This window comes from Lentzea aerocolonigenes (assembly GCF_000974445.1).
GTDB classification, from domain to species: Bacteria; Actinomycetota; Actinomycetes; order Mycobacteriales; family Pseudonocardiaceae; genus Lentzea; species Lentzea aerocolonigenes.
This window is the reverse complement of the sequence record NZ_BBOJ01000014.1, coordinates 327,627-351,123: the sequence shown is the minus strand read 5'-3', so window position 1 is coordinate 351,123 and position 23,497 is coordinate 327,627. Positions and strand designations below refer to the sequence as shown.

Sequence of the window (23,497 nt, the reverse complement as noted above, 5' to 3'; positions counted from 1 at the left end):
ATCAATGCCCCTCAGCCTGCGGCTCGAGCACCTTGATGAACTCGGGGTCGGCGCTGACCTTGCCGACCTTCGACGCGCCACCGGGCGAGCCGAGCTCGTTGAAGAAGTCCGCGTTCGCCTTGGTGTAGTCCTTCCACTCGTCGGGGACGTCGTCCTCGTAGTAGATGGCTTCCACCGGGCACACGGGCTCGCACGCGCCACAGTCCACGCACTCGTCGGGGTGGATGTAGAGCATCCGGTCGCCTTCGTAGATGCAGTCGACGGGGCACTCTTCGATGCACGCCTTGTCGAGCACGTCCACGCACGGCTGGGCGATCACATAGGTCACTGCGCTCTCCAACTTCCTCTGGTCCACACCGCGCAAGCCGGAGAGTACGCGGCACGTTCGAGTATCACCCGGTCAGGCTTGCCTTAGCTGCACGGTGTTCCACGTCACTCCATCTGCTGAGACGTGCTCGGGAGAGGATGAACGCGTGCACACCGTGGATCACCTGGAATCGCTCTGCGCGCGAGCATGGCCCGCCCTGGCAGAAGTTCCGCTCGGAAACTGGTCGATGCGCGCTGCCGACGGCTTCACCGGCCGCGCCAACAGCACGCTGACCAGCGGTGATCCCGGAATGCCGATCCAGCAGGCCTTGACCGTCGCAGAAGGGTTCGCGCGCGAGCACGGCATCAAACCCACGGCTCACGTCGTGAACGGCTCCGCGAACGAGCGGGCGATCGAGGCCGCGGGCTGGCGCGTCGATCTCGATCATCCCGGCGGCGCGGAGTCGCTGGTGATGACCGGTCCGCTCGAGAAGTTCGCCCTCGGCGTAGCGGAGAGTCGCGATCTTCCCGGATGGTGGGAACTCACGGCCGGATCCGAGGTTTCCGCCGCCCAGCGGCACGTGCTCGGAAGCGGTCCCGGGGTGTGCTTCGCGAGCATCACCGACAACGGCTGGGTGATCGCCGCCGTGCGGGGCGCGGTCGTCGAGGACGTGCTGCACGTCGCCCGCCTCGCGGTGCGGCCGTCACACCGCCGCCAGGGCCTCGCACGGCGCCTCATGGGCGAGCTGGCTGGCTGGGGCCTCGAGCAGGGCGCCACGACGTGCGTGCTCCAGGTCGCCGAGCACAACGAGCCGGCGATCAGGCTGTACGAGGAGCTCGGCTGCACCGAGCACCACCGCTACCGCTACTGGATCCCGGCCGTCTCGTAGAGACCGGGCCGGTTGGCCGCGTTGCGCGCCATGACGGCCCCCACGGCGATCGCCCCCGGCAGCGCGCCACCCGCGATCAGCAGCAGCGTGCGCCAGTCGCCCAGCAGGAACTGACCGTTGCCGCCGGGCTCTAGGAAGCCGAGCGTGAAGATCGTGAAGAACCACACGATCAGCGGCGCGGCGGCGGCCAGTACCCGTCCGGACAGGGCGGCCGCCCACTGCACCAGCACCGGCGTCGTGACGACGGCCACCGCGATCGTGATCGGGAACGGGAAGTCGCCCAGGCGCGGCAGCAGCGTGCCGTCGAAGCGGACGGGCAGGAAGAACGTTTCGAGCACGGCGAGCACTGCTGCCTCGACGCACAGGAGCAGCAGGAAGAACACTCGCCGGCTAACGGTCACCCAGTCCTCCGAACAGGTCTGTCGACGCTCCGTCCGCCGACCCCTTCGCCAGCACGTAGTACTCCGCGCCGACCAGCGGCTGCGCGATGTTGTTCGACAACGCGTACCCGTCGTCCCACACACTGACCTGCGTCGAGTGTGCACGCAAAGCACGACGCTTGGCCGTCAGGTGCTCGGACACGTCCACAACCGTTGTGATCTCTTCATCCGGCGTCACCGGCAGCTCGCCTGGCTCCGGCAGCCGGAACGCCTCCGGAACGTTCTCCAGCCCCGCCACACCGGCCTTCGTGGCGTCCCGGGAGGTCACCGCGTAGAAGACGCGATCGACGTCGGACACCTGGGCGCACGCGGCCACGGTGATCTCGTGCGCGCGGATGTGGTCCGGGTGGCCGTAGCCGCCGAACGCGTCGTAGCTCACGACGACCTGAGGCTTGACCTCGCGCAGGATGTCGACCAGCTGGGCGGTCTGGTCGTCGAGCGAACCCTGGACGAACGCGCGCGGGTGCGCGTTGGACGGCACGTCGACCATGCCGGAGTCGCGCCAGCGTCCGATGCCGCCGAGGAACCTGTGGTCGGTCACGCCGAGTGCGGCGCAGGCCGATCTCAGTTCACCCACGCGGTACCCGCCCAGCTGGTCGGCGGCGTCGGCGGCCAGGTGCGCCAGCGCGGGCGGAATGATCTCGCCCTCTTCGCCCAGCGTGCAGGTGACCACCGTGACGTGCGCGCCGGCCGAGGCGTAGCGCGCGATGGTGCCGCCGGTCCAGAGACTCTCGTCGTCCGGGTGGGCGTGCACGAAGAGCAACCGTGGTGGGGCAGTCAGCGTCACTGGAAAAGAGTAAAGGCCGCCTTCATCGGATGATAAAGGCGGCCTTTGCTAACCATCTCGATTGGTCAGCGAGACGGTTAAACGACCGAGCGTTCCTCGGCGAAGTGGCACGCGGACAACGTTCCTTCCGGCCCACCACGCAGTTCCAGCTTCGGCTCCTCGGTGGCGCAGATGTCCTGCGCCTTCCAGCACCGCGTCCGGAACCGGCAGCCCGACGGCGGGTTGACCGGCGACGGCACGTCACCCGTCAGCACGATCCGCTGCCGCTTGCGCTCCTGCTTGGGATCCGGCATCGGCACCGCCGACAGCAGCGCCTGCGTGTACGGGTGCATCGGCCTGCTGTAGATGGTCTCGCGCTCGCCCATCTCGATGATCTTGCCGAGGTACATCACCGCGACACGGTCCGAGATGTGCCGCACCACCGAGAGGTCGTGCGCCACGAACAGGTACGCGAGCCCGAGCCGTTCCTGCAGTTCCTCCAGCAGGTTCACGACACCGGCCTGCACCGAGACGTCCAGAGCGGACACCGGCTCGTCCAGCACCATGAACCGCGGGTTCAGCGCCAGCGCGCGGGCGATGCCGATGCGCTGCCGCTGACCGCCCGAGAACTCGTGCGGGTAGCGGTTGCGGTGCTCGGGGTTCAGGCCCACGAGCTCCAGCAGCTCGTTGACCCTGCGCTGCACGCCGCCTTCGACACCGTGGATCTGCAACGGCTCCGCGATGATGTCGTTGACCTGCCACTTGGGGTTCAACGACGCGTACGGGTCCTGGAAGACGATCTGGATGTCCTTGCGCAGCGGCCGCAGCTGCTTGTTGCTCATGGCCGTCAGCTCGCGGCCCTCGAACTTCACCGAGCCCGAGGTCGGCTTGTGCAGCTGCAGGATCGCGCGTCCGGTCGTGGACTTGCCGCAGCCGGACTCGCCGACCAGGCCGAGCGTCTCGCCGGGGTTCAGCGAGAACGACACGCCGGACACGGCCTGCACGGTGCCGATGTTGCGCGGGATGATCCCCTTGCCGCGCACGGGGAACTCCTTGACGAGGTCGGTGACCTCCAGCAGCGGAGCGGTCACTTCGCCTCCTCATCCGTGATCAGAGTGCCGTGCACGGCGGTCACCTCGAGCGAGTCGTCCGGGTTGGCCGCGGCGAACACCGCCGGGTTCTCCACGGTGCCGATCTCGTCGTGCAGGAACAGCCTCTGGGGGTGGTCGATCGTCGCGAGGTGCTCCCACCGGTGGCACCGCGTGCTGTGGTTGGCACCGGCCTCTTCCAGCTCCGGCTCCCACTCGTTGCACACGTCGGCCACGAGCGGGCAGCGCGGCGAGAACGAGCAGCCGGTCGGCAGGTTCACCAGCGAGGGCGGCGCGCCCTTGATCGGGGTGAGCCTCTTGCCCAGCGTGGACGGGTTCGGCACCGAGCCCAGCAGGCCGACGGTGTAAGGCATCCGCGGCCGTTCGAAGACGTCGTCCACCGGGCCGGACTCGACCACGGTGCCGCCGTACATCACCTGCACGCGGTTGACCATGCCCGCGACCACGCCGAGGTCGTGCGTGATCATGACGATCGCCGCGTCGGTCTCGGTCTGGATCCGCAGCATGGTGTCGAGGATCTGGGCCTGCACCGTCACGTCGAGCGCGGTGGTCGGCTCGTCGGCGATGATCACGCTGGGGTCGTTGATGATCGCCATCGCGATGACCACGCGCTGCCGCATGCCGCCGGAGAACTCGTGCGGGTACTGGGCCGCGCGCTTGTCCGGCTGCGGGATGCCCACCAGCTCCAGCGCCTCGACCGCCTTCGCCCACGCCGCCTTCTTCGAGACGTTGTGGTGCGCGCGGTAGGTCTCGGCGAGCTGCCACCCCACGGTGTAGACGGGGTTCAGCGACGTCATCGGGTCCTGGAAGATCATCGAGATGTGCTTGCTGCGGAACGGCTGCATCTGCTTGTAGGTGCGGCCGTTCAGCTCCTCGCCGCGGTAGCGGATCGAGCCTTCGATGATCGCGTTCTTGGGCAGCAGGCCCATGATCGCCATGGAGGACACCGACTTGCCCGAGCCCGACTCGCCGACGATGCCCAGCACGTCGCCGGGGTTGAGGTCGAACGAGACGTTGCGCACGGCGCGGACGTCACCGTCGTCGGTCGGGAACGTGACGGACAGGTCCTTGACCGAGAGCAGCGGTGCGGTGGTGTTGGAGGGCAGGAAGTCCTCCGACAGTTCGGAAACACTCGTCATCAGGCACGCACCTTCGTCTGCCTCGGGTCGAACGCGTCGCGCAGGCCGTCACCGATGAAGTTGACGGCGAGAGAAAGCGACACGAGCACGATGAACGGACCCCAGAACAGCCACGGCCGGTTCAGGAACTGCCCGTAGTTCTCGAGCACGATCACGCCGAGCGAGGTGTCCGGGGGCTGGACGCCCAGTCCCAGGAACGACAGCGCGGCCTCGGTGAGCACCGCGGCCGCGATCGCCAGCGTGGCGTTGACCGTGATGCTGCCGATCATGTTCGGCACGAGGTGCTTGAAGATGATGCGCGGAGTGGAGGCACCGCAGGCACGCGCCGCCTCGATGAACTCCCGCTGCGCCAGCGACAGCGTCTCACCGCGCGTGATGCGGGCGATCTGCATCCACGCGAACGCGGCGAGCACCAGCGCGACGACGTACCAGCTGCCGGAGAAGCCCTTGACGACGATCGCGGCGACCGCGATCTGCGGGATGATCAGCAGCAGGTCGACCAGGCGCATCAGCGCCGTGTCGACGAAGCCGCGCAGATATCCGGCCAGGGCACCGAAGGTCACGCCGATGGCCGTGGCCAGCGCGGCCACGATCAGCGCGATCTGCAGCGAGTAGCCGGTGCCGCGCATGAGCAGCGCCAGCATGTCCTTGCCGACCTGGGTGGTGCCGAGCGGGTGAGTGCCGCTCATCGGCTGGTACGACTTGCTGGACACGTCCTCGAAGTCGTAGGTCCAGATGAACGGGCCCACGAACGCGAAGAGGACGAGGAAGACGAAGACGCCGAGGCTCACCATCGCGAGCCGGTGACGCAGGAAGCGCCGCAGGACGAGCTGGCCCTGCGTGCGGGTCTTGGTGGCGTCGAACTCGTGCGAGTCGGACTGGGGAGCGCTGTTGACCACGCCGCCCTCGGACGCCAGGTTGATGTTAGCCAAGGCGAATCCTAGGGTCGAGGATGCCGTACACGACGTCGGCGATCAGGTTGAACAGCACGACCAAGGTCGCGGTGACCATCAGCCAGCCCATCAGCATGGGCGGGTCGAACTGGCGCACTGAGTTCACCAGCAGCGTACCCATGCCGGCCCAGCCGAACACGGTCTCGGTGATGATCGCGCCGGACAGCACGGCACCGAAGTTCAGCGAGAACAGCGTGGCGACGGGGATGAGGGCGTTGCGGAACGCGTGACGGAAGATCACGCGGCTCTGCGAGATGCCCTTGGCCCGTGCGGTGCGCACGAAGTCCGAGTGCAGGATCTCCAGCATGGAGGCGCGTTCGAACCGGCTGTACGCGGCGAAGCTGATCAGCATCAGCGCGACGGTCGGCAGCAGGAACGTACCGGTGTACTTGAAGATCACTTCACCGAAACTGCCGCTGAAACCACCTGGCCGCGGACCCGCGGTGGTGAGCCAGCGGTCCAGCCCCATCGACTCCAGGACGTTGTTGAACTGGATGCCGTAGTTCTTCACGATGACCGCGACGCAGAAGATCGGCATCGAGAACATGAGGAACGCGGTGCTGGTGGCGAGGTAGTCGAAGATCGAGTACTGGCGCACGGCGGCGAGCACGCCGACCGAGACACCCAGGGTGAGAGCGAGCAGTTCGGCACCGATGACGAGCCGACCGGTGGTCCACAGCGCGTCCGTGACGGCGGGGTAGACGGCGGTCTTGGCCTGGCCGAGGGCGATGCTCTGGCCCCAGTCACCGCTCATGAAGTCGGTGAGCCAGTTCCAGTAGCGGACGACGACGGGCTTGTCCAGACCGAGGGAGATCTCAGCGGCCTTGATGTCGGCTTCGGTGACGCCGGGCCGGAATCGCATTTCCGCCAGGGGGTTGCCGGCGGTGGCGACGAGGACGTAACAGGCGAAGCTGCCGATCAGCAGGATGGGTATCGAGATCAGCAGGCGCCGGATGATGTAGCGGATCACGGGCGGGCTCCTAGGGGGCAACCCGGCTCGGGCGGGGCCGGACTCGTGGTCCGGCCCCGCCCGGTCAGGCGTTGCGCACTTCAGCTATGGCGAATTACTTGGTCTGCCACTCGTTGGCGTCCCAAAGCGCGCCGAAGTAGCTCTGGAAGTACACGCGGTCGAGCCCCTTGAAGGCCCACATGTTCGGCATCTGGAACAGCGGCAGCGAGCCGTACGAGTCGGCCAGTGCCGCGTCCGCCTCCGCCCAGTTCTTCAGCGAGTCGGAGATCGACGTCTGCGAGACGGCCTGCTTCATGGCCTCGTCGGCCTTCGGCACGGACAGGTTCTGCCAGTTCTGGCCACCACCGGTCTCGTAGATCGACTTCTTGCCGCCCTTGAACGGCGAGCCGGACCACGCGAACAGCGCGACGTCGTAGTCACCAGCGGAGACGCGCTCGTCGAGGAAGTTCGGGTCGGTGTCGTCCTTGACCTCGATGCCGGCTTCCTTGCACTGGCCCTGGATCAGCTCGACGGTCTGCTTGCGACGCGGGATGTCGGTGTGGCTGATCCGGAAGGAGGCACGCACGCCGTCCTTCGCGAACACGCCGTCGGCACCCTGCGTCCAGCCCGCGTCACCGAGGATCTTCTTCGCCGCGGCCGGGTCACCCTTGGCCTTGTCGGCGTAGTTGTCCTTGTAGCCCTCGTCCTTCGGGAAGAAGATGAGGCTGCCCATCGGCTTGGCGTCGGACTGGACCTCGCTGATGAGCTTGTCGATGATGTCCTGACGCTTCACGCACATGAAGAAGGCCTTGCGGATCTCTTCCTTGGCGAGAACCGGGTTCTTCATCTGCAGGTCGAGGTGCTCGAACGACAGGCCGGGGCCCGCGCCGAACGTCACGCCCTGGGCGTTGAGGCCCTTGAGCTTCGTCGCCGCGTTCGCGTCCGGCTGGGCGAAGGAGTTGACGGCGAGCTCGCCGTTCTCCAGCGCCTGCGCCTGCGCGACCGGGTCCGGGATCGCCTTCAGGATGATCTTCGCAGGACCACCGGGCTTGCCGACCCACTTGGGGTTGCGCTCCAGCGTCACCGACTGGTTCGGCTCGAAACCGGTGAGCACGTAGGTGCCCGCACCCGGCATGAGCTCCTTGGTGAAGCCGTTCCACTTCTCGTTCCAGAAGTCAGCGACCTTCTGGATGTCAGCGGCGGCGCTGTCCTTGTTCACCTTGGTGATGTCGGCGACGCCGGTCTGCTTCTCGAGGATGTGCGCCGGGAGGACGTCCGTGTTGAACATGTCCTCGTAGTCCGGGTACGGCGCCGAGAAGGTGCCGACGAACGTCTGGTCGTCCTTGCACGCACCGGTCATCAGGTCGTACCCGGTCGTGCCGGCCGGCTTGAAGAACTTGCTGCCGTCGGCCTTCTTGGCGGAGTTGCTCTGCGTGAACCACGCCATGTAGAAGTCGTCGCAGTCCCAGGCCTCGCCGTCAGACCAGGTGACGCCCTTCTTCAGCTTCCAGGTCACGACCTGCGGCGACTTCGAGGTGACCTCGATGCCGTCCATGACGTCCTTGTTCAGGATGACCTTGTTGTTGCCGTTGATGAGATGCGCACCAGGCTGAACAAGCGTCAGCGCGAACGTGTTGTAGGACTGGTTTGCGTCCTCCGTCGCGTTGTTGTACGAGGTGAACGGCTTGTCGGTCGACACGACGACCTGGTCGCTCTGCTTCGTATCCGGCGCGGTGTAGCCATCCGCGGACTCACCGCGGGCGGTCGCCATGTCCGCGACGGTGGCGTCGCCACCGTCGGCGTTGTTGCTCCCGCCGCCGCCACCGCAGGCACCCAGCACGAGAGACGCGCTGGCGACCAGCGCGATCGCCGGAAGTGCTTTGGTTCTCCTCATTGACACGTGCCCTCCTAGCACTGGGCGGCCGTCACCGGGTCGGCATGCACGCCCAAAACGAAGATGTGCCATACGCGCCCCGAACCGGCACATCGGGGGCACGGTATGAACCCGCTGAGGTGGTGGTCACTACCTGATGGGGTGATCGTGACCCAATGGAAACAGGTTGTAGCACGCCGCAATGGCCCGATTACCGGGCGGAAGCGTTCGTTGACCGGGCGGGAGAAATTCTGTCAACGAGGGCGGCCGAAAGTAGCAACGCCGGAACCCCTCGCGCAACGGGTTTCCCACGCCTTGGCTACTTGCCCAGACGCCGCCATTCGGGCGCCCCGCTGAGCACGCCGGCGAGCGGCGCACCGGTGTCGACACCCGACACCGCGGAGGGCAGCACCCCGAGAAGATCGACCACCTGGAACAGCGGCACCGCGACGGCCTGAGCCTGGATCTGCGGCTCGACCCGTGCCAGCACGTCCGACAGCAGCGCCTTGCCGTTCAACGCGGCGTCGACGTCGGTCTGCATCGCCTGGTCGCAGAATCCGGCCGGGTTCTGCGGGCTGGGCGTGCCCCCGTCCTGCACGGTCCCGGCGCACCCGTAGACGCTGGCCAGCGCCGCCGACGAGTCACCCGCGTCCACGCGGGGCACGACAGCGATGTCGACGTCCTTCTCGACGAGCTGCTTGCTGAACAGCTCAGCGGCGTTGGGCGTGACGACCTCGGAGTCGATGCCGCGCTCGGCGAGCTGCGCCTTGATCCGGTTCGCGATGCCGACGTACGGCTCGACCTTCTCCGGCGCGGCGATCCTGAGCTTGAGCGGCTTGCCGGCCTTCTGCCACCCCGTACCGGCCTTCGCGTACCCGGCCTCGGTGAGGAGCTGGTCGACCGCCGCCGCGTTGAGCGTGTTGCCCGTGATGGTCGCCTGGTACCCGGCCCGGCTGGGCGGCACGACGTAGGAGTCGGCCCGGAACTGCGCACTCGGCCCGCTCTGCGTGCCGTACGCGATCAGCGCGTCCCGGTCGAGCGCGGCCACGACCGCCCGCCGGGCCTTGACGTCCGCGAGCTGCGGACTGACCGGCCGGAGCAGGACCTGCACGACCTCGTTGCGAGGAACGGGCTTGGTGGTGAGCTGCTCGATCGCCTTCAACAGGTTCACGTCAGCAGCGTCCGCCCGCAGCAAAGCCGCCTGGTTGTCGCCTTTGGACAGAGACTCGGCCATGGCGCTGTGCGTGGCCCGCCGGATCACGACCCGGTCGAGCGTCGTCGGCACCTCCCAGTACCGGTCGCTGCGCTCCAGCACCACCTCACCACGGGGCTCGTCCAGGCTGCGCACCTGGAACGGCCCGGCAGTGGCGGGAAAACCGGTGCTCAACACGTTCGACCAGGTACCGGGCGCGTCCTTGAGCAGGTGAGCGGGCAACAGGTTCGCGAAGAGACTCCGCCAGCCGGGGAACGGCTTGCCGAACGCGACCTCGACGACCTTGCCACCCTCCCGGGCGCTGATGTTGTTGATGAGCCGGTAACCCGCCGGATCCACAACACCGGGCTCGACGCGCATACGCTGCCAGAGGTACGAGAAGTCCTCGGCGGCAATGGGCGCACTGTCAGACCAGCTGGCGTCCTTGCGGATCGTGTAGGTGACGGTGAACGGCTCGGCCTTGGTGACCTTCGCACTGACCATGAGGTTCCGGTCGAGCTGCGGCGCGCCATCAGCCCCGGCCCGGAACACCGACGGAAGCAGCAGCGAACTCAGCGCCGTGGTGATGGGACTCTGCGCGGCGAGCGAGTGCGGGTTGTAACCACCCGCGACGTCGTCGACCCCGACCACGATCTCGGTCACCTTGGGCCCCGTGGTGGTGATGACGGGAGCCTCGGACTTGGGGACCAACGGCGGAGGCGGCGCGTTCGTACACGCCGCGGCTGTGCCGCACAGCACGGCAGCAACCAGCACTCCCCCGAGTCGCCTCATGGTCCTCACATTGCCAGAAGGGTGGTGTTGACGTGCGGGCAACCCGGGTTTTGTCACCCGCGCCTAGAGGAGAGACGTCGGGGCGGGTGGCGGGGTTGCTTGCACGGTGGGTAGTACGGCCCACCTCGTCGGGTGGTTCGGTGGACGGGTCGGCTGGTTTCGGGCGGTTGAAACGCCGGCGCGGGGGTGGGGTTGGGGTGGCTTGCGGCTTGCGTTGGGGCGTGTGCGGGTCGGCTTGGGGTGGTTCGGCGCGGGTTCCAGCGGGGTGGTCGCCTTCTGCTGGTGTGGTCGCCTTTGTGGTGGTGGTCGCTTTGGGTCGTATGACGAGCCGGGTCATTTCATCGCCGCTTCGCGACGATTGCGATTGGGGCTTGACTTCGGGGCCCTTGCGAGGCGCTGTGTCGGGCGGAAAAGGCCGGATGCTTCGCACCCGCCCGATCCGAAAAGGCTAGCACCTCGCTCCCAAAGTCAAGCCCCAATCGCAATCGTGCGTGGTTGCGTTTGTTGTTCGGCTCACCTCATTACCGCTTGCCCGATGACGCATAGCCCTGTCCGGCTCGGCTTCGCCATCGCGGTTGGTGGGGGCTCGGCTTCGCCGTCGTGGCGTTTGTGGTGGAGATTCGGCTCGGCTTCGCCATTGCGGTTGATGGGGTGCTGGCTTCGCCATCGACAGCGGTTCGAGTGGCGAGAGCGGCGAGAGCGGATTGTGCTTCGCCATCGCGGTTAGGGGACGCTCGGCGTTAGCGTTACGCGCTGCCATTATTTGCTGCCATTTTGCCGCTGCCGCCCGACCTTCGGGCTTCGGGCTTCGGGCTTCGGGCTTCGGGCTTCGGGCTTCGGGCTTCGGGCTTCGCGGAATTGTCCTCACCGGGCGCAAGCTCCACGCGACAGCAAGAAGGCGGCCCCCATTCAGTCAACAACCAGGCAGCATTCACCTGCTTGCCTGGCCGCAGCCAGGCAGCATCACTACGCCTGCCCGGCCGTGGTCAGGCGGTGTTGATCAGGTTGCGTCTGGGACTTCGTTGGCAGTCAAGCCAGGCTGGTGGGTAGAACGTCGGCATCCCGGTGACCAGCCTGACTTCCCACTCGCTCTGGTGGATGAGCGTGTGGTGGTGGCGGCAGAGCAGGACCGCGTTGTCCACCGACGTGTCGCCGCCGTTGGCCCAGTGCTGGATGTGGTGAGCGTCGCACTGCCTGGGCGGTCTGCCGCAGCCGGGGAAGGCGCAGCCCCGATCCCTGGTGACCAGGGTCCTGCGGATTGCGGCGGGGAAGGTGCGGGTTTTGCGGCCGACGTTGAGCGGCTGGCCCGCTCCGCCCAGGACCATCGGGATGATGCCCGCGTTGCAGGCCAGCTCACGCACCTGCTCGGCCGGGACGCGGTCGCCGTTGTCGAGGGTGGCGTGGCCGACCTGGTTGGCCAGGTCCTCGTAGGGCATGGTCAGGGTCAGGGTGACTGGTTCGCCGCCGTGTTCGGGCAGCTGGTCGGCGCGCAGCATCAGGTCGACCAGTTCGGCCAGGGCGTCGCCTTCGCGTTCCTCGCGGGAGCGCGGGTCGGGGCCTTCGTCCGCGGTGGTCGGGCGGGGCTTGGCCAGCGGGTCGAGTAGCGCCTCGTACTTGGCGCCGGTCACCTTGTCGAGCTTCGCGCGGATCTCCAGTCGCCCGTTCTTCCAGAACATCGAGTGCTGGTTGCCCGGCGGCGCAGGCTTGGGGTCGCGCGGCTCGGGGTCGTTCTGGTGGATGGTGTAGGCGAGTTTCGTGCCCAGACGGCGGACCGTGACGGGCTCGAAGTCGCGCGCGTAGCCCACCACGGTGACCTCGTGCTCGGCGGGCACGGTCTTCATGATCTCGGCGACCACGGCGACGTGGTCGATCGACAACGCGCCTTCGGCCACCGCCTCCGCCGTCAGCGGAAGCACCGGAGCCAGTTCGCTGCCGGTCGGGGTGATCTCGTTGGTCAGCAGTGCGGCATTGGCAATCCAGCGCCTGGCGGTGTGGAGATCCCAGCGGACGGCATGCCGCAAGACGTGCGGCAAATCCTTGTAACCCAACTCGGCCGCAACCCCACGCCGCTCCAACTCGGCAAGCTTCTGCAATGCAGCGTTCTCGCGAACCCGGATTTCCGTCACCTCGTCGACGAGACTGCGGAGCAGCTCGTCGGTGGAGAGGAGGCGGGTTTCGATCACGTGTTCTAATCTACCGCAAGATCACGAACGAATAACGGGCAAAGCCGCACACGATCGGGTGAACCAGCGATGGCGAAGCCGAGCCGAACCGGGCAATACGAACGCAGGCAACCGGTAATGAGGCGAGGCGAACAACAAACGCAACCACGCACGACTGCGATTGGGGCTTGACTTTGGGAGCGAGGTGCTAGCCTTTTCGGATCGGGCGGGTGCGAAGCATCCGACCTTTTCCGCCCGACACAGCGCCTCGCAAGGGCCCCGAAGTCAAGCCCCAATCGCAATCGTCGCGAAGCGGCGATGAAATGACCCGGCTCGTCATAAAAGCAACGCAACCACGCTGGAACTCGACCGAACCAGCAACACAACGACAAAGGGCGGCCAGGCCGAAGCCCAAGCCGCCCCGTCAAGGCGTAACGAACGCGATCAGCCGCGCTGCTTCAACCGCGACCGCTCACGCCCACGCAGGTTCGCGTCCAGCGTCACCTTGCGGACGCGCACGACCTCCGGTGCCACCTCCACGCACTCGTCGAAGGCGCAGAACTCCAGGGCCTCTTCCAGCGACAGCTTGCGCGGGCGGGCCAGGGTCTCCATCACGTCGGCCGTGGAGGAGCGCATGTTGGTGAGCTTCTTCTCGCGGGTGACGTTGACGTCGAGGTCCTCGGCGCGCGGGTTCTCGCCCACGACCATGCCCTCGTACGCGTCGGCGCCCGGCTCTACGAAGAAGGTGCCGCGGTCGGCCAGCTGGATCATCGCGTAGGCGGTGATGGAGCCGGAGCGGTCGGCCACCAGGGAGCCGTTGTGGCGGGTGCGGATTTCGCCCGCCCACGGGCCGTACCCCTCGGACACGGCGTTCGCGATGCCGGTGCCGCGGGTTTCCGTCAAAAATTCAGTCCGGAAGCCGATCAGGCCTCGCGACGGGACCACGTAGTCGAGCTTGATGCGGCCGGTGCCGTGGCCCGACATGTTCTCCATGCGGCCCTTGCGGTTGGCCAGCAGCTGCGTGACGGCGCCGAGGTGCTCCTCGGGGCAGTCGACGGAGAGGCGCTCGAACGGCTCGTGGACCTTGCCGTCGACGGTGCGAGTGACCACCTGGGGCTTGCCCACGGTCAGCTCGAAGCCCTCGCGGCGCATCTGCTCGACCAGGATGGCCAGCGCCAGCTCGCCGCGGCCCTGCACCTCCCAGGTGTCCGGGCGCTCGGTCGGGAGGACGCGCACGGACACGTTGCCGATCAGCTCGGAGTCGAGACGCGACTTGAGCATGCGGGCGGTGAGCTTGGTGCCGCCGTTGCGACCCGCCAGCGGAGACGTGTTCACACCGACGGTCATCGAGATGGCGGGCTCGTCGACCGTGATGCGGGGCAGCGCGACCGGGGCCTCGGCGTCGGCCAGCGTGTCACCGATGGTGATGTCCGGGATGCCGGCGATGGCGACCAGGTCACCCGCGCGGGCGACCTCGGCGGGCTGGCGGTCCAGCGCCTCCGTGATCAGCAGTTCGGTGATGCGGACCTTGACGGGCTCGCCGTCCTCGCGGCACCACGCCACGGTCTCGCCCTTGCGCAGCGTGCCCTGGTGGATGCGGCACAGCGCGATGCGGCCGAGGAACGTCGACGCGTCGAGGTTCGTGACGAGCGCCTGCAGCGGGCCGTCCACGTCGACCTTCGGCGCGGGGATGTGCTCGAGCAGCACCTGGAACAGGGTGTCGAGGTTCTCCTCGTCCGGCAGGCCGCCGTCCTCGGGCTGGGTGAGCGAGGCACGACCGGCGCGCGCGGAGGCGTAGACGACCGGCAGGTCCAGGACGGACTCGTCGGCGCCGACCTCGGTGGCCAGGTCGAGCAGCAGGTCGTGGGCCTCGTCGACGACCTCGGAGATCCGGGCGTCGGGGCGGTCGACCTTGTTGACCAGCAGGATCACCGGCAGACCGGCGGCCAGGGTCTTGCGCAGCACGAAGCGCGTCTGGGGCAGCGGGCCCTCGGACGCGTCGACGAGCAGGACGACACCGTCCACCATCGACAGCGCGCGCTCGACCTCGCCACCGAAGTCGGCGTGGCCGGGGGTGTCGACGACGTTGATGATCACGTCGCCGTCCGGCGTGTGGCGACGCACGGCCGTGTTCTTGGCGAGGATCGTGATGCCCTTCTCACGCTCGAGCTCGCCGGAGTCCATGACCCGGTCGACGAGCTCGGCACGCGCGGAGAAGGCGCCGGACTGGCGCAGCATGGCGTCGACCAGGGTGGTCTTGCCGTGGTCGACGTGCGCGACGATCGCAACATTTCGCAGGTCAGTGCGCGTCTGAAGGGCAGACGCGGTGGCCGTGGGCACGCAGAACTCCTAGAGCTTCGAAGGCGTTGGAGGGGCTCGCGCCGGACACTTCGATGCGCAGGGCCGCTGCTGATACTACCGGTTGCGTCGGCATTACCACACAAGTGTGCCGAGTGAAGTGAGCCTCACCTACTCTGGCGACACGTGTCGGAGTGGAGTGCAACCAGTGGGTAAGAAGCTCAAGAAGAAGTGCTGCAGGTCGAAACCCCAGTGCAAGCGCTGCCCCGTGCCGTTCCTGCTCAAGGAGCGCGACAAGGCCCGCAAGAAGGCCGCGAAGAAGGCGGCGAAGGCGGCCAAGAAGGCGCTGAAGAAGGCCGCCTGATGCGGCTGGCGTTGATCACGGTGCTGCTGTTGGTCGTCACCGCCGGTGAACCCGTCTCCGCACCACGCGCGTATCTCGACACCGCACTCGGCCTGCTGCAGCAGCACTCGGTGGAGAGCCCGAAAGCCGACTGGCCACGACTACGTGCCCAAGCTCACCGTGACATCGCGCACGCCCAGCGGCCCGCCGACACCTATCGCGCCATCAACCGGGTGATCGCCCTGCTCGGCAACTCGCACACCTTCCTGGACGCCTCGGCCGCCGGCGGCGCGCCGTCCACGGTCGGCACCACCCCGGACGGCCGGATGATCGGCACCACCGCGTACCTGCAGATCCCGGCGGTCTCGTCGGAGCACGGCGAGGCGTACGTCGACGCCGGCCGGCGGGTGTTCGGCGATCTCCTCGCCGCCCGGCCGCGGAGCTGGGTCGTCGACCTGCGCGGCAACGGTGGCGGCGACATGCACCCGATGCTCACGGTGGTCGCGCCGTTGCTGGGCGAAGGCAGGACGGGGTCGTTCGTCGGCCCGCGCGGCAGCCTCGGGGACTGGGGCGTCCGGGACGGTCACGTCTACAACGGTGCCGAAGTCGCATTCCCGCAGGTGAAGATGCCGGCCGCGGTCGACGGACCGGTGGCGGTGCTGGTCGACGGCCAGACCTCGAGCTCGGGTGAGGCGGTCCTGATCTCGTTCACCGGCGCGGCGAACGCACGCAGCTTCGGCGAACCGACGGCGGGCTTCGCCACGGCCAACAACAGTTTCGAACTGCCCGACGGCGCGCGGCTCGCGATCACCGTGGGGCACATGGCCGACCGGACCGGCCGGGCGTACGGCAACGCCCCGATCACCCCGCACGCAGTCGTCGACAGGCGCAAAGCGCTCGACGCGGCGATCGAGTGGCTGGCCACGCGGCAGCGCTAGTGCTGCAGCGCCACGGCCTCGTTCAGCTTCACGAGCTCCGGCGCCGTCCGCGTCGCCTCGAACTCGGTGATCTCGTACTTCACCAGGTTCTGCGAGGCCCACGGGTCCGTCGCGAGCAGCGCTTCGAGCTTCCCGCGGGGCATGGGCCGCGTGATGATCACGCCGCCGACCCTCGGCACCTGACGCCCGGAAGCGAGGAAGTAACCCCGCTCGTACTGCTTCTCGACCCACTCGCGGTGGTCGGGCAGGGCGTAGTCGATCTGTTCCAGTGGCGCGACGTACTTCAGCAGCACGATGAACATTCTTCAACGGTAGTCCTATACTGCTGATCGTGCGCACTCTGAACGCCTTCTGGCGGGCCGCTTTCAGGCGGCCGGAGTAGCTGTGCGCTGACTCGTTCACAGGCCGCCCGAGACGGGCGGCTTTTTTGTGCGTTTCGTCCGGGCGGTCCTCCACGGAAGGACCACCACCATGATCAGGCTCTCCGCGATCACCCCCTCCGGCCAGGTCCACCTGGGCAACTACCTGGGGGCGCTGCGGACGTGGGCCCGTGAGGGCACGCACGAGGACGTCTACTTCATCAGCGACCTGCACGCGATGACGTCGTCGCACAACCCGCAACGACTGCGATCCATGACGCGCGAACAGCTCGCCGTGCTGGTCGCGTCCGGCATCGACCCGGCGAGCGTGTGCGTGCAGAGCGACCTGATCCGCGAGCTGGGAGCCCTCAACTGGGTGCTGGAGTGCACTTGCACCTACGGCGAGGCCGCGCGCATGATCCAGTTCAAGGAGAAGTCGCTCGGGCGCGAGTCCGTGCGTCTCAGCCTGCTCACCTATCCGGTGCTGATGGCGGCGGACATCCTGCTGCAGGGCACGGCGGAGGTGCCGGTCGGCGAGGACCAGCTCCAGCACGTCGAGCTGGCCCGCGCGCTCGCCCGGCGCTTCAACAACGCGTACGGGGACGCGTTCATCGTCCCCACCGCGGTCGTGCCGAAGGTGGGCGCGCGGATCAAGGACCTCTCGGACCCCGCGCGCAAGATGGACAAGTCCGCGCAGAACTCCGCGGGCGTCGTGTTCGTGCTCGACGAGCCGGACCTGGTGCGCCGCAAGGTCCGGCGCGCCGTCTCGTCCACGGAGGGCATCGAGAACCTGACCGAGATCCTCGCCTCCTGCACCGGCAAGGAGCCCGAGGACTACACGAGCAGGTTCTCCGACCTCAAGAACGTCGTGGCCGAGGCCGTGATCGAGGAGCTGCGTCCCGTGCGCGACCGCACGCTGGAGCTCCTCGCCGACCCGGCGGAGCTGGACCGCATCCGGTCGGCGGGTGCGGACAGGGCCCGCGACCGCGCCCAGCACCGGCTGGACGCGGCGCTGCGCCTCTCCGGACTCAGTTGAGGAGCTCCTGAAGGGCCGGCACCAGCACCCGGTCCGCGGGCAGCCAGTCCGTCGCCGGCAGCTCGTCGGCGGTGAGCCAACGGACAGCGTTGTGCTCCAACGCTTCCGGCTCATCGCCGTCGAGCTCCGCCAACTCGGCGGCGAAGATCCGCAACACCACGTCCTTGCGCAACGGCACGTCCGGCCCGACCTGCTCGCCGACGACGACGCTCACGCCGAGCTCCTCGACGCACTCGCGGACCAGCGCCTCCTCGGGCTTCTCGCCGTCCTCGACCCGGCCGCCGGGAAGTTCCCACTGCCCCGCGTGACTCTCCGGATAGGACCGTTGCTGCGCGAGCAACCGTCCACCCCGGACGATCGCCGCCCCGACCACGACCCTGGCCCCGCTCAGTTCGCGGCACCGTTCCGCGAGCAGCGCCGACCGCTTCTGCAGCACCCGCAACGCCATCCCGCGCCCGACCGTGACGTCCGCGAACCGCCCGACCACACCACCGACGGTCGTCCAGGCGACGCGGTCGATCACCATCGTCCCGGCCCCGGTGACCACGAGATCCGTGTGCAGCTCCAGAAAATCCCCGGCGGCGGACACACCGGACAAATCAGCGCGGGTCACCGTCAGCTTCACCCCGAACGGCCCGGTGAGCACATCTCCCAGGCACAGCAGGGGACCCGGCACCTTGACGCCGAACCCCGCGATCAGCGAGGTGTCCAGCAGGGCACCGGCAACGACGGCAACAGGCGCGTCGACCAGCGCCGACGCTCGCAACTCTGGCACCACCGTTGACTACCAGGAAGGCCAGCGGATCTCAAAACGCGCACCACCGGCAGGTGACTCCGCCGCGCGCACCGACCCGCCACGCCGCCCCACGAGGTGCGCCACCAGCGCGAGCCCGAGCCCGAACCCACCGGACCGCCGCCCGCGATCCTCTTCCACCCGGTAGAACCGGTCGAAGACCTTCGCCCGGTGCTCAACGGGAATCCCGTGCCCGTCGTCGTCCACGAGCAACCGCACGTCCCGACCCACCGGCACCAGCGTCAGCGTGATCGTCGAGTACGCGTACCGGGCGGCGTTGCGCAACAGGTTGTCCAGCACCAGCTCGACCTCGGACCGCGTCGCCGACACCAGACAGGCCGACGGCGGTGCGCTCAACCGCACCAGCAACTCGGTGTCGAGCCGCCCGATGGCCGCCTCGGCCTCCAGCACGAGATCCACCGCTTCGGCCCGAGGCGGCGCCCCGGTGTCCGCACGGGCCAGGATCAGCAACGAGTCCACCAGCGCACTGAGCCGGATCGACTCCTCGACCACCGACTCCAGCACCTCGATCGAGAAGTCCGGATCGGGATGCGCCACCGCCACCTCGGCCTGCGCCCGCACCGAGGCCACCGGCGACCGCAGCTCGTGCGCGGCGTCCCCCGTGAACCGCCGCAACCGATCCGACGCCTCGTCCCGGCGGGCCAGCAAGGCGTTCAACGCCTCGGCCAACGCCTGCAACTCATCGCGCGACGGCGGCACCGGCAACCGCTCCCCGTGCGGCAACTCCCCGGCAGCCACCCGCATCCGCTCCACCGGCCGCAACGACGACCGCACGGCCAGCCAGGTGGCGATCCCCACCAGTCCCGCCACCAGCACGGCCGCAACCGCCAACCACCGAGTCCCCAGCGTGTTGGCGTTCTCGTACCCGAGCAGCGTGCTCCCGTACACCTCGAGCCGGGGCGTGCCGTCCTCCGCGAACACCACCCGCCCCCGGAACCGGTGCGCCGACTGCCCGTCCAGCCGCAACACCGGCTGCCCGGACTTCAACGTCCGAATGTCCTGAGCCGTCAACGGAAGCGGAGCCTCCCCGTCGACCGGCACCCCCGACACGTCCAGCACGCGCGGCGGCGACTTCTCCAGCTCCTGGTCCACAGCCGTGATCTGGACCAGTCCGATCAACGCGGGCGCCAGCCCGGTGAACGCCAGCAGGCACAACAACGCCACCCCGGTGGCGACCACGGTGATCCGGAACCGCAGCGTCCGCCGAAACCACCAGCGGCGAGGGTTCACCGATTCCCCAGGGCGCTGTCGAGGTCCGGAGTGGACGCGATGTACCCGTGTCCCCGGATGGTCCGGACGACCTCGCCGGCTCCCACAGCCTCCAGCTTGCGCCTGAGGTACCCCACGTAGACCTCGACCGCATTCCGCGTAGCGGCCTGCTCGTCGCCCCAGACGGTCCGCAACAACTCGTCCTTGGTGACCACGGACCCGGCCCGGGAGGCCAGCACGTCCAGCACCGCGTACTCCCGCGGGCTGAGCGACACGTCCTGCCCGTCCCAGCTGACCTCGCGCAACCCCCGGTCGATCACCAGACTCCCGAGCGTCAACCGGCGCCGAGCCCCACCGCCGCGCCGCAACAGGGCCCGAACCTGCGCCACCAGCACCACGAAGCTGAACGGCTTGACCAGGTACCCGTCAGCCCCGAGGTCCAGCCCGTCCGCCTGGTCGATCTCCCCGTCCTTGGCCGACACCATCAACACCGGCGTCCGCACCCCGTCGGCCCGCATGCGCTGCAAGATCCGGTACCCGGACAACCCTGGCAGCATGATGTCCAGCAACACCACGTCGAAGGCCCCGGTCAACGCCACCCGCAGAGCAGTGGGCCCGTCAGAGGCCGTGACGACCTCCATCCCCTCAGCGGCCAGCCCACGCTCCAACGCCCGGCGCACGCCGACCTCGTCGTCCACGACCAGCACTCGAGGCTTCACACCGCACAGCATGCCGCGCACGGCTCCCGGCCGCGCACATGATCTCAGCCGACTCTCAGCAAGCACTCTGAAACGAGCACAAACTCGCAGGTCAGAGTAGTCTCAGCACCATCTCAGCAACCCCGATCCAAGCTGTGAGTACAAGCCCTTGGAGGAGGGGACAACAGATGAACAACCGAAAGGTGACCCTGGCCGCGGCAGCGGCCGGTGTGCTCACCGGTGCGGCAGGCCTCAGCCTGCTCGCCATGCCCGCAGGCGCAGGCCAGCCACCTTCCCTGCCGAACATCGCCCCGGAAACGCTGGTCGAGCAGGTCCTGACCAGCAAACCAGGCGCGTTCGGCGGCACGGTCGAGGTCGACAACAAGCTGGGCCTGCCGTCGATCGCGGAAATCCCGCAGCTCGCGGACGGCAAGCACAGCGCGAGGATCTGGACCGACGGCAACGGCAAGCTCCGGCTCGCCCTGCCGAACGGCCAGTCCGAGCAGACGATCGTCGACGACGGCACCACCACGTGGTCCTGGAACTCGCAGGACAACGAGGTCACGAAGTCCGAGCACAAGGACGGCCGGAAGGACGAGGCCAAGCCGGACAACGCGATGGACCCGGCCACCGCGGCCAAGGAGATCGTCAGCAAGACCAAGGAGTTCAGCGACATCTCCGTGGACGGCACCGCACGGGTCGCCAACCGTGCCGCCTACGAGCTCGTCCTCACCCCGAAGGCCGGCGAGAAGACGCTGGTCCGCGAGGTCAGGATCGCGGTCGACTCCGAGCTCAAGATGCCGCTGCGCGTCGCCGTGCTGACCAACGGCACCGCGGAGCCGGTGGGTCAGGTCGGCTTCAGCCAGATCAACGTCGGCCCGCAGGACTCGAAGCTGTTCGAGTTCACGCCGCCGTCGGGCGCCAAGGTCACCACTCCGGAGGCCAAGGAAGAGCAGCAGAGGCACAAGCCCGAGATCGGCATCGAGCAGGCGCTGCGGGGTGAGAACCCGCAGATCTTCGGCACGGGCTGGGACACGGTCGTCGGGGCGAGGATCCCGGCTGACGCCATGACCCAGGTGCCGGCCGAGGCGCAGGGCCTGGTCGACCGGTTCACCAAGAAGGTGAGCGGCAACTGGGGCAGCGGCAAGCTGTTCACGACCAAGGTCGCCACGATCCTGATCGCGGACGACGGCCGCGTGGTCGCGGGTGCCGTGCCCGAGCAGGTGCTGTTCGACACGATCGGACAGGTGAAGTGACCACCTCGACCAGCGCGCCGGTGACAGCGCCGACCACGCACGCTGTCGCCGCGCGGACCAAGGGTCTGCGCAAGGAGTACGGGAGCACGGTCGCCGTGGACCGCGTCGACCTCGAGCTGCCGGAAGGAGCCGTGCTCGGCATGCTCGGCCCCAACGGGTCGGGCAAGACGACCACGATCCGGATGCTGCTCGGGTTGGTCCGCCCCACGCAGGGGGAGATCGAGCTGCTCGGTCAACGTCTTCCGGACGGGGTCGAGCAGGCGCTGCCGCACGTGGGCGCGCTGGTCGAGGGTCCGGGGTTCCACCCGTTCCTCAGCGGACGGGAGAACCTCATCCGCTGTGCCGCGTTCGAGCCCCTCCTGCCGAAGAAGCAGATCAAGCAGGCCGTGGAGGACGCTCTCGAACGCGTCGGGCTCGCGCAGGCGGCCCACCGCAGGTACCGGGGGTACTCGCTCGGCATGAAGCAACGTCTCGGCCTGGCCGGGGCGTTGCTCGTGCCGCGCAAGCTGGTCGTGCTGGACGAGCCGACGAACGGCCTCGACCCGGCGGGCACCAGGGAGATCCGCAAGATCATCGCGGAGCTGCACGAGCAGGGCAGCACCGTCCTGGTCTCCAGCCACCTGCTGAGCGAGGTCGAGGCGACCTGCACGCACGTGGCCGTCCTGCACCGCGGAACCGTGGTGGCGCAGGGAGAGCTGACCGAGCTGCTGCAGGCGGGCGGCTCGGCGCTGCAGGTGATCACCCCGGACGTCGAGACGGCGCTGGGTGCGCTGCGGCAGGCCAAGATCTCCGCCCGGCCACTCGGTGAAGGCCTCCGGGTCGAGCTCGCCGGAACGAGCGCGCCCCAGGTGATCGAGACGCTGGTGAAGGCCGGCGTCGGCGTCTACGAGGCCACCCGGTGGAAGACCGGCCTGGAGGAGCTGTTCGCGCGGCTCACCGAGGCCGAGGAGGCCGAGCGCGGAATGTCCTCTGTGGACACGCTGGACGGGGGACGGCGATGATCACACGTCAGCTCGGTTCCGAGGTGCGCTGGATGCTGCGCCGGCCGCGGACCATCATCGGCCTGTTCGGGCTCGTCCTGGTGCCGATCATCATCAGCTTCGGCATCTGGACCGCGAGCGACGAGGGTGGTGGCGGTCCGGGACTCGCCGCGATCCTCAAGGGCAACGGCATGGTCGTGCCCATCTTCACGCTGTTCCTGTCGCTCAACCTGCTGCTGCCGCTGGTCGCCTCGATCTGGGCGGCGGACGGCCTCGCGGGCGAGGCGCAGCACGGCACGTTGCGCGGCCTGCTGGTCGCACCGGTGTCACGGGTGCGGCTGCTGTTCGTGAAACTGTTCGGGCTGACCGCGATGTCGCTGTTCGCCGTCACGCTGATGGCGGTCGTGGGCATCATCGCGGGCACCGCGTTCCTCGGCACGGACGGCATGATGACGCTGTCCGGCACCACCCTCAGCACCGCAGAGGGCCTGGTGCGCATCGTTTTGTTCATCCTGCTGGTGACGTTCCAGATGGTGTCGATCGGCGCGGTCGCCCTCGCCGTCAGCTCGACCACCGAGCACCCGCTGGTGGTGCAGGCGGCGACGATGACGACGATCATCGTGTTCCAGGTGCTGGGTCAGTTCCCGTCGCTCGACTGGCTGCACCCGTTCCTGATCACGACCGGGTTCCCCGGCCTGATCGACGTCATGCGGGACCCGATCCCGTTCGGTCAGATCTGGGACAGCACGCTGCTCGCGGGCTGCTACCTGCTGATCGGGACGGGCCTCGCCGCGATGCGCCTGATCACGAAGGACAACTAACGCCGGAAGCCGCCTTCGCTGTTGATCACCTGACCGGTGATCCACGCGGCGTCGTCGGTGCAGAGCCAGGAGACCAGCCGGGCGGCGTCGTCCGGCTGGCCTCAGCGGGCCGAGCGGCATCCGCTCCCGCACCCACTCGTACGTCTCCGCACTCGCGTACCCGGTGTCCGCCGG

22 protein-coding genes are annotated in these 23,497 nt (G+C 68.2%); 7 read left to right on the top strand and 15 right to left on the bottom strand.

All coding sequences use genetic code 11. The annotated features are described in order from the left end of the window. Position 1: 1 nt before the first annotated feature. Positions 2 to 328: a ferredoxin gene (fdxA, locus tag AOM45_RS27185; RefSeq protein ID WP_030472963.1), complete on the bottom strand. Its 327-nt coding sequence runs from the start codon at positions 326 to 328 to the stop codon at positions 2 to 4. A 145-nt stretch (positions 329 to 473) separates the two neighbouring features. Between fdxA and AOM45_RS27180 the strand changes: the two genes are divergently transcribed. Next, complete coding sequence (locus AOM45_RS27180; RefSeq protein ID WP_030472962.1) at positions 474 to 1,196, top strand: GNAT family N-acetyltransferase; 723 nt, start codon at positions 474 to 476, stop codon at positions 1,194 to 1,196. On the opposite strand, the gene AOM45_RS27175 is transcribed toward AOM45_RS27180, so the two are convergent. The 10 genes from AOM45_RS27175 to typA all read right to left on the bottom strand — a co-directional run bounded on the left by AOM45_RS27175 (position 1,172) and on the right by typA (position 14,911). Beyond that, positions 1,172 to 1,597 carry a hypothetical protein gene (locus tag AOM45_RS27175; protein ID WP_035913515.1) on the bottom strand — a complete coding sequence of 142 codons (426 nt, stop codon included), beginning with the start codon at positions 1,595 to 1,597 and terminating at the stop codon, positions 1,172 to 1,174. The two genes, AOM45_RS27180 and AOM45_RS27175, sit on opposite strands and share 25 nt — an antisense overlap. Continuing rightward, complete coding sequence (mshB, locus tag AOM45_RS27170; RefSeq protein WP_030472960.1) at positions 1,587 to 2,423, bottom strand: N-acetyl-1-D-myo-inositol-2-amino-2-deoxy-alpha-D-glucopyranoside deacetylase; 837 nt, start codon at positions 2,421 to 2,423, stop codon at positions 1,587 to 1,589. The genes AOM45_RS27175 and mshB overlap by 11 nt, the downstream gene beginning before the upstream one ends. A gap of 77 nt (positions 2,424 to 2,500) precedes the next feature. Beyond that, entirely contained in the window at positions 2,501 to 3,493 is a 993-nt protein-coding gene (locus AOM45_RS27165) for an ABC transporter ATP-binding protein (RefSeq protein WP_051784640.1), read from the bottom strand. Continuing rightward, positions 3,490 to 4,650 (bottom strand): ABC transporter ATP-binding protein, encoded by a 1,161-nt coding sequence (locus tag AOM45_RS27160; protein ID WP_051784639.1) that lies wholly within the window; start codon positions 4,648 to 4,650, stop codon positions 3,490 to 3,492. The genes AOM45_RS27165 and AOM45_RS27160 overlap by 4 nt, the downstream gene beginning before the upstream one ends. Further along, positions 4,650 to 5,573, bottom strand: a complete 924-nt coding sequence (locus AOM45_RS27155) for an ABC transporter permease (protein WP_372497510.1) — start codon at positions 5,571 to 5,573, stop codon at positions 4,650 to 4,652. Before AOM45_RS27155 ends, AOM45_RS27160 begins: the two co-directional genes overlap by 1 nt. Before the next feature lies 1 nt (position 5,574). Then, on the bottom strand, positions 5,575 to 6,573 hold the full coding sequence (locus AOM45_RS27150) for an ABC transporter permease (RefSeq protein WP_030472956.1): 999 nt from the start codon (positions 6,571 to 6,573) through the stop codon (positions 5,575 to 5,577). A gap of 94 nt (positions 6,574 to 6,667) precedes the next feature. Further along, positions 6,668 to 8,446 (bottom strand): ABC transporter family substrate-binding protein, encoded by a 1,779-nt coding sequence (locus AOM45_RS27145; protein WP_030472955.1) that lies wholly within the window; start codon positions 8,444 to 8,446, stop codon positions 6,668 to 6,670. A gap of 298 nt (positions 8,447 to 8,744) precedes the next feature. Then, complete coding sequence (locus AOM45_RS27140; protein WP_051784638.1) at positions 8,745 to 10,409, bottom strand: ABC transporter family substrate-binding protein; 1,665 nt, start codon at positions 10,407 to 10,409, stop codon at positions 8,745 to 8,747. A gap of 986 nt (positions 10,410 to 11,395) precedes the next feature. Beyond that, positions 11,396 to 12,592: an HNH endonuclease signature motif containing protein gene (locus AOM45_RS27135; RefSeq protein WP_059362722.1), complete on the bottom strand. Its 1,197-nt coding sequence runs from the start codon at positions 12,590 to 12,592 to the stop codon at positions 11,396 to 11,398. Between the two features lie 423 nt (positions 12,593 to 13,015). Further along, positions 13,016 to 14,911: a translational GTPase TypA gene (typA, locus tag AOM45_RS27130; protein WP_030472952.1), complete on the bottom strand. Its 1,896-nt coding sequence runs from the start codon at positions 14,909 to 14,911 to the stop codon at positions 13,016 to 13,018. Positions 14,912 to 15,077: 166 nt separating this feature from the next. Between typA and AOM45_RS51890 the strand changes: the two genes are divergently transcribed. Together AOM45_RS51890 and AOM45_RS27125 are read left to right on the top strand one after the other, a co-directional pair. Continuing rightward, positions 15,078 to 15,233 carry a hypothetical protein gene (locus AOM45_RS51890; RefSeq protein WP_162185756.1) on the top strand — a complete coding sequence of 52 codons (156 nt, stop codon included), beginning with the start codon at positions 15,078 to 15,080 and terminating at the stop codon, positions 15,231 to 15,233. Beyond that, the gene (locus AOM45_RS27125) at positions 15,233 to 16,150 is read left to right on the top strand and encodes a S41 family peptidase (protein WP_051784636.1); all 918 of its coding nucleotides are present in this window, start codon (positions 15,233 to 15,235) and stop codon (positions 16,148 to 16,150) included. Before AOM45_RS51890 ends, AOM45_RS27125 begins: the two co-directional genes overlap by 1 nt. Here AOM45_RS27125 and AOM45_RS27120 read toward each other — a convergent pair. Next, complete coding sequence (locus AOM45_RS27120) at positions 16,147 to 16,452, bottom strand: YciI family protein (RefSeq protein ID WP_030472949.1); 306 nt, start codon at positions 16,450 to 16,452, stop codon at positions 16,147 to 16,149. The genes AOM45_RS27125 and AOM45_RS27120 overlap by 4 nt on opposite strands. Before the next feature lie 169 nt (positions 16,453 to 16,621). Here AOM45_RS27120 and trpS point away from each other — a divergent pair, with 169 nt between their 5' ends. Beyond that, a complete protein-coding gene (gene trpS, locus AOM45_RS27115; protein ID WP_030472948.1) occupies positions 16,622 to 17,545 on the top strand; it encodes a tryptophan--tRNA ligase in 924 nt (307 codons plus the stop codon). Here trpS and AOM45_RS53050 read toward each other — a convergent pair. From AOM45_RS53050 to AOM45_RS27100, 3 genes are read right to left on the bottom strand one after another with little or no spacing between them, the layout of a single operon-like run. After that, positions 17,538 to 18,320 (bottom strand): (deoxy)nucleoside triphosphate pyrophosphohydrolase, encoded by a 783-nt coding sequence (locus AOM45_RS53050; RefSeq protein WP_236703841.1) that lies wholly within the window; start codon positions 18,318 to 18,320, stop codon positions 17,538 to 17,540. The two genes, trpS and AOM45_RS53050, sit on opposite strands and share 8 nt — an antisense overlap. A gap of 9 nt (positions 18,321 to 18,329) precedes the next feature. After that, positions 18,330 to 19,589, bottom strand: coding sequence for a sensor histidine kinase (locus tag AOM45_RS27105; protein ID WP_030472946.1), 1,260 nt, complete (start codon positions 19,587 to 19,589; stop codon positions 18,330 to 18,332). Next, positions 19,586 to 20,299, bottom strand: a complete 714-nt coding sequence (locus AOM45_RS27100) for a response regulator transcription factor (protein ID WP_030472945.1) — start codon at positions 20,297 to 20,299, stop codon at positions 19,586 to 19,588. Before AOM45_RS27100 ends, AOM45_RS27105 begins: the two co-directional genes overlap by 4 nt. A gap of 155 nt (positions 20,300 to 20,454) precedes the next feature. Here AOM45_RS27100 and AOM45_RS27095 point away from each other — a divergent pair, with 155 nt between their 5' ends. From AOM45_RS27095 to AOM45_RS27085, 3 genes are read left to right on the top strand one after another with little or no spacing between them, the layout of a single operon-like run. Beyond that, positions 20,455 to 21,522 (top strand): LolA family protein, encoded by a 1,068-nt coding sequence (locus AOM45_RS27095; protein WP_030472944.1) that lies wholly within the window; start codon positions 20,455 to 20,457, stop codon positions 21,520 to 21,522. Further along, positions 21,519 to 22,523 carry an ABC transporter ATP-binding protein gene (locus AOM45_RS27090; RefSeq protein ID WP_051784635.1) on the top strand — a complete coding sequence of 335 codons (1,005 nt, stop codon included), beginning with the start codon at positions 21,519 to 21,521 and terminating at the stop codon, positions 22,521 to 22,523. The genes AOM45_RS27095 and AOM45_RS27090 overlap by 4 nt, the downstream gene beginning before the upstream one ends. Continuing rightward, positions 22,520 to 23,323, top strand: a complete 804-nt coding sequence (locus AOM45_RS27085; protein WP_030472942.1) for an ABC transporter permease — start codon at positions 22,520 to 22,522, stop codon at positions 23,321 to 23,323. The genes AOM45_RS27090 and AOM45_RS27085 overlap by 4 nt, the downstream gene beginning before the upstream one ends. Positions 23,324 to 23,497 lie beyond the last annotated feature (174 nt).